This window comes from Escherichia sp. E10V5 (assembly GCF_004212315.1).
GTDB lineage: Bacteria > Pseudomonadota > Gammaproteobacteria > Enterobacterales > Enterobacteriaceae > Escherichia.
This window is the reverse complement of record NZ_RHJM01000043.1, coordinates 1-4,128: the sequence shown is the minus strand read 5'-3', so window position 1 is coordinate 4,128 and position 4,128 is coordinate 1. Positions and strand designations below refer to the sequence as shown.

Here is a 4,128-nt window from a genome sequence, read left to right as displayed (position 1 = left end):
CGAGCAGCACCGCCGTAGGTTTTAGCCAGTACGGTAGTGATTGCAGCGGTCAGCGTTGTTTTACCATGGTCAACGTGGCCGATAGTACCGACGTTAACGTGCGGTTTTGTACGTTCAAACTTTTCTTTAGACATCGATTGTCCCTCTAAGACACGGATAAATCGGTGATATCACCACATCAACCAGGCAACATGCCCGACTTGTTGAATGCAATAAACAGAAGGAAAAAACAGGGAGGAGAAAAGAAGTGGTGCTGATAGGCAGATTCGAACTGCCGACCTCACCCTTACCAAGGGTGCGCTCTACCAACTGAGCTATATCAGCACATCTTGGAGCGGGCAGCGGGAATCGAACCCGCATCATCAGCTTGGAAGGCTGAGGTAATAGCCATTATACGATGCCCGCATCCTGGAACTCGGCTACCTGATTTTCATTCTGCACTGAATATCGAGAGAAGCTCTCTTTATTCGAGCCGGTAAGCGAACTTATCGTCTCGGGCTACGCCATCGCGTGGCCGAAATTGGTGGTGGGGGAAGGATTCGAACCTTCGAAGTCTGTGACGGCAGATTTACAGTCTGCTCCCTTTGGCCGCTCGGGAACCCCACCGGACTTGATGGTGCCGACTACCGGAATCGAACTGGTGACCTACTGATTACAAGTCAGTTGCTCTACCTACTGAGCTAAGTCGGCATCAAGTAGCGCGCATTCTATGGAGACATGCGAGTTCATGCAACTAAAAAATTGCATAATTTGTTTTATTGGTCACATTTTGCGCGACGCGATGAATAAACAGCCGAATTGCGAGCAGATTAGCATACTTTTTCAGCATCACTCTGCATTAACAATGCGCGCCAGCTAAAACACAATTCTTTTTATCAGATGGAATATCTGTCACATTGCTTTTCAACGATAGCTTCCTGGAAGAGATTTTTTCTTATTATTCCTCCCCATCTGGTGTTACCCTCCTGCCCATTAACCCATTCAACAGAACTGTGACGCGCCATGGCAAATATCGCTTTGCCGATAGAGCTATGACCGCCAGAAACATGCTTATGAGTATAAAAGAGCAAACGTTAATGACGCCTTACCTACAGTTTGACCGCAACCAGTGGGCAGCTCTGCGTGATTCCGTACCTATGACGTTATCGGAAGATGAGATCGCCCGTCTCAAAGGTATAAATGAAGATCTTTCGTTAGAAGAAGTTGCCGAGATTTACTTGCCTTTATCACGTTTGCTGAACTTCTATATAAGCTCGAACCTGCGCCGTCAGGCAGTTCTGGAACAGTTTCTTGGCACTAACGGACAACGCATTCCTTACATTATCAGTATTGCTGGTAGCGTCGCGGTAGGGAAAAGTACGACTGCTCGTGTGTTACAGGCACTATTAAGCCGTTGGCCGGAACACCGTCGTGTTGAACTGATCACCACCGATGGTTTTCTTCATCCCAACAAAGTGCTTAAAGAACGTGGCCTGATGAAGAAGAAAGGCTTCCCGGAATCGTATGATATGCATCGTCTGGTAAAGTTTGTTTCCGATCTCAAATCCGGCGTGCCAAACGTTACAGCACCTGTTTACTCGCATCTTATTTATGATGTGATCCCGGATGGAGATAAAACTGTTGTTCAGCCTGATATTTTAATTCTTGAAGGGTTAAATGTCTTACAGAGCGGGATGGATTATCCACACGATCCACATCATGTATTTGTTTCTGATTTTGTCGATTTTTCGATATATGTTGATGCTCCGGAAGACTTACTTCAGACATGGTATATCAACCGTTTTCTGAAATTCCGCGAAGGGGCTTTTACAGACCCGGATTCCTATTTTCATAACTACGCGAAATTAACTAAAGAAGAAGCTATTAAGACTGCCATGACGTTGTGGAAAGAGATCAACTGGCTGAACTTAAAGCAAAATATTCTACCTACTCGCGAGCGCGCCAGTTTAATCCTGACGAAAAGTGCTAATCATGCGGTAGAAGAGGTCAGACTACGCAAATAATTTTCAGGGGAGCTAATGCTCCCCTTTCTTATTTTTCTGCACTACGCAGGGATATTTCACCCCCCATCCAGGGTTTTATTATTCCATCCTGCTCAAGCAATAAAGCGCCCTGTTTGTCTATTCCGCGTGAAATGCCAAATATTTCTTTATCACCAATGATAAGTTTCACTGGGCGATTAATAAAATTATCCAACTTTTCCCAGCGCGAAAGATAAGGTGCCAATCCTTCTTGCTCGAAGAGTTCCAGCGCCGCGCGTAATTCACGTATTAGCATGGCCGCCAACGTATTACGATCGAGATTGATCCCCGCTTCCTGCAGCGTGATCCACCCCTGATTAACGACACTCTCTTCAACACGACGCATTGCCATGTTGATCCCGGCACCAATGACAATTTGTGCCGCATCGCCGGTTTTGCCAGTCAGCTCCACAAGAATGCCTGCCAGCTTGCGATCCTGCAGATAGAGGTCATTAGGCCATTTAACGCGGACTTTATCAGCTCCCAGCTTGCGTAATACTTCCGCCATCACGATACCGATAACCAGACTTAAACCAATCGCCGCCGCCGGGCCTTGTTCCAGACGCCAGAACATCGACAAATATAAGTTTGAGCCAAAAGGCGAAAACCATTTCCGACCACGACGACCACGGCCAGCCTGCTGGTATTCTGCAACGCAGGCATCGCCCGATTTAAGCTCTCCGATACGGTCAAGGAGATATTGATTCGTGGAGTCAATAACTGGCAGCACGGCTACACTACCGCCATCCAGCTGACTCAATATCTGTTCAGCATTAAGTAACTGGATGGGCTCAGGCAGGCTGTATCCTTTACCCGGAACGGTAAAGACATCAACACCCCAGTCACGCAGTGTCTGAATGTGTTTATTAATAGCCGCCCGGCTCATTCCTAACGTTTCACCCAGCTGCTCGCCAGAGTGAAATTCACCGTTCGCTAACAGCGCGATTAATTTCAGTGGAACGGTATTATCCTTCATGAAATCGTCTCCACTGCGCTAACTTCACCTGATGCACCAATAAAGCGAACTTCTGGCTCAAGCCAGACATTAAATTTTTCACCCACTTTCTGTCTTACATGATGTGCCAGTTGCACGACATCTTCGCTTTTTGCATTGTCTTCATTAATGAGAACTAACGCCTGTTGACGGTGCACCGCAGCCCCACCCATTTGCATCCCTTTTAGCTGGCACTGATCGATAAGCCAACCTGCTGCCAGTTTTACTGAACCATCCGCCTGGGGGTAATTTGGTGCTGTTGGAAATTGTGCCAGTAATGCTTTAGCCGTTTCGGCAGATACAACAGGGTTTTTGAAGAAACTACCGGCATTGCCATTCACTTTTGGGTCAGGGAGTTTGGTGGTGCGCATATGACACACCGCATCAAATACTTGCTGTGGCGTTACTGTTGTAGGATCCAGACGAGTTAAGTCACCATACGTTAGTACAGGTTGCCACTCTTTTGGCAGACGCAGACCTACGGCTACAATGGCGAAGCGGTCCTGGTATTCATGTTTAAAAATACTGTCGCGATAGCCAAAACGGCACTCTTTAGCTGTTAAACGCTCTTGCTTGCCTGTCGCCAGTTCAACACAGTCAACATAAGCGCAAACTCGCTGTAATTCTACACCATAAGCCCCAATATTCTGGATAGGTGATGAACCAACACAACCAGGAATTAATGCCAGATTTTCCAGACCAGGCATACCTTCCTGCAAAGTGTATTTTACCAGGCGATGCCAGTTTTCTCCGGCTCCTACATGTAAATACCACGCATCAGGTTTATCATGAATTTCGATACCTTTGATCCGGTTGATGATCACCGTACCGCGATAGTCTTCCAGAAAAAGTACATTACTTCCTTCACCCAGAATAAGAACGGGTTGTCCTTCTGCGGTTGCATGCTGCCAGGCATTGAGTAATTGTTGTTCGTCTTCGGCACATACAATGTGCTGAGCATTATGATCAATGCCAAATGTGTTCCAGGGTTTTAAGGAGTGGTTCATAGCTGCTTTCCTGATGCAAAAACGAGGCTAGTTTACCGTATCTACGGGGGGATGGCTTGTAGATATGACGATAGGAAGAGTTTGTAGAAACGCAAAAAGGCCATCC

At 46.8% G+C, this 4,128-nt stretch carries 4 protein-coding genes, 4 tRNA genes and 1 pseudogene; 2 read left to right on the top strand and 7 right to left on the bottom strand.

Annotated features, from left to right (window positions below):
• The 5 genes from D9738_RS23070 to D9738_RS23050 all read right to left on the bottom strand — a co-directional run.
• The coding region (locus D9738_RS23070; RefSeq protein WP_000031653.1) for a GTP-binding protein at positions 1-134 on the bottom strand (134 nt) is incomplete at its 3' end.
• Positions 135-248: 114 nt separating this feature from the next.
• Positions 249-324, bottom strand: a tRNA-Thr gene (locus D9738_RS23065).
• 6 nt (positions 325-330) lie between these two features.
• Positions 331-405, bottom strand: a tRNA-Gly gene (locus D9738_RS23060).
• Between the two features lie 116 nt (positions 406-521).
• Positions 522-606 (bottom strand) — tRNA-Tyr (locus D9738_RS23055).
• Positions 607-614: 8 nt separating this feature from the next.
• Positions 615-690 (bottom strand) — tRNA-Thr (locus D9738_RS23050).
• Between the two features lie 19 nt (positions 691-709).
• Between D9738_RS23050 and D9738_RS25530 the strand changes: the two are divergent.
• Both D9738_RS25530 and coaA read left to right on the top strand, forming a co-directional pair.
• Positions 710-860 (top strand): annotated as a pseudogene (locus D9738_RS25530) (hypothetical protein); the annotation flags it as partial.
• A gap of 192 nt (positions 861-1,052) precedes the next feature.
• Positions 1,053-2,003 (top strand): type I pantothenate kinase, encoded by a 951-nt coding sequence (gene coaA, locus D9738_RS23045; RefSeq protein WP_000023076.1) that lies wholly within the window; start codon positions 1,053-1,055, stop codon positions 2,001-2,003.
• 28 nt (positions 2,004-2,031) lie between these two features.
• On the opposite strand, the gene birA is transcribed toward coaA, so the two are convergent.
• The gene (gene birA, locus D9738_RS23040) at positions 2,032-2,997 is read right to left on the bottom strand and encodes a bifunctional biotin--[acetyl-CoA-carboxylase] ligase/biotin operon repressor BirA (RefSeq protein WP_130261283.1); all 966 of its coding nucleotides are present in this window, start codon (positions 2,995-2,997) and stop codon (positions 2,032-2,034) included.
• Entirely contained in the window at positions 2,994-4,022 is a 1,029-nt protein-coding gene (gene murB / locus D9738_RS23035) for a UDP-N-acetylmuramate dehydrogenase (protein ID WP_130261282.1), read from the bottom strand. Before murB ends, birA begins: the two co-directional genes overlap by 4 nt.
• Positions 4,023-4,128: the final 106 nt, after the last annotated feature.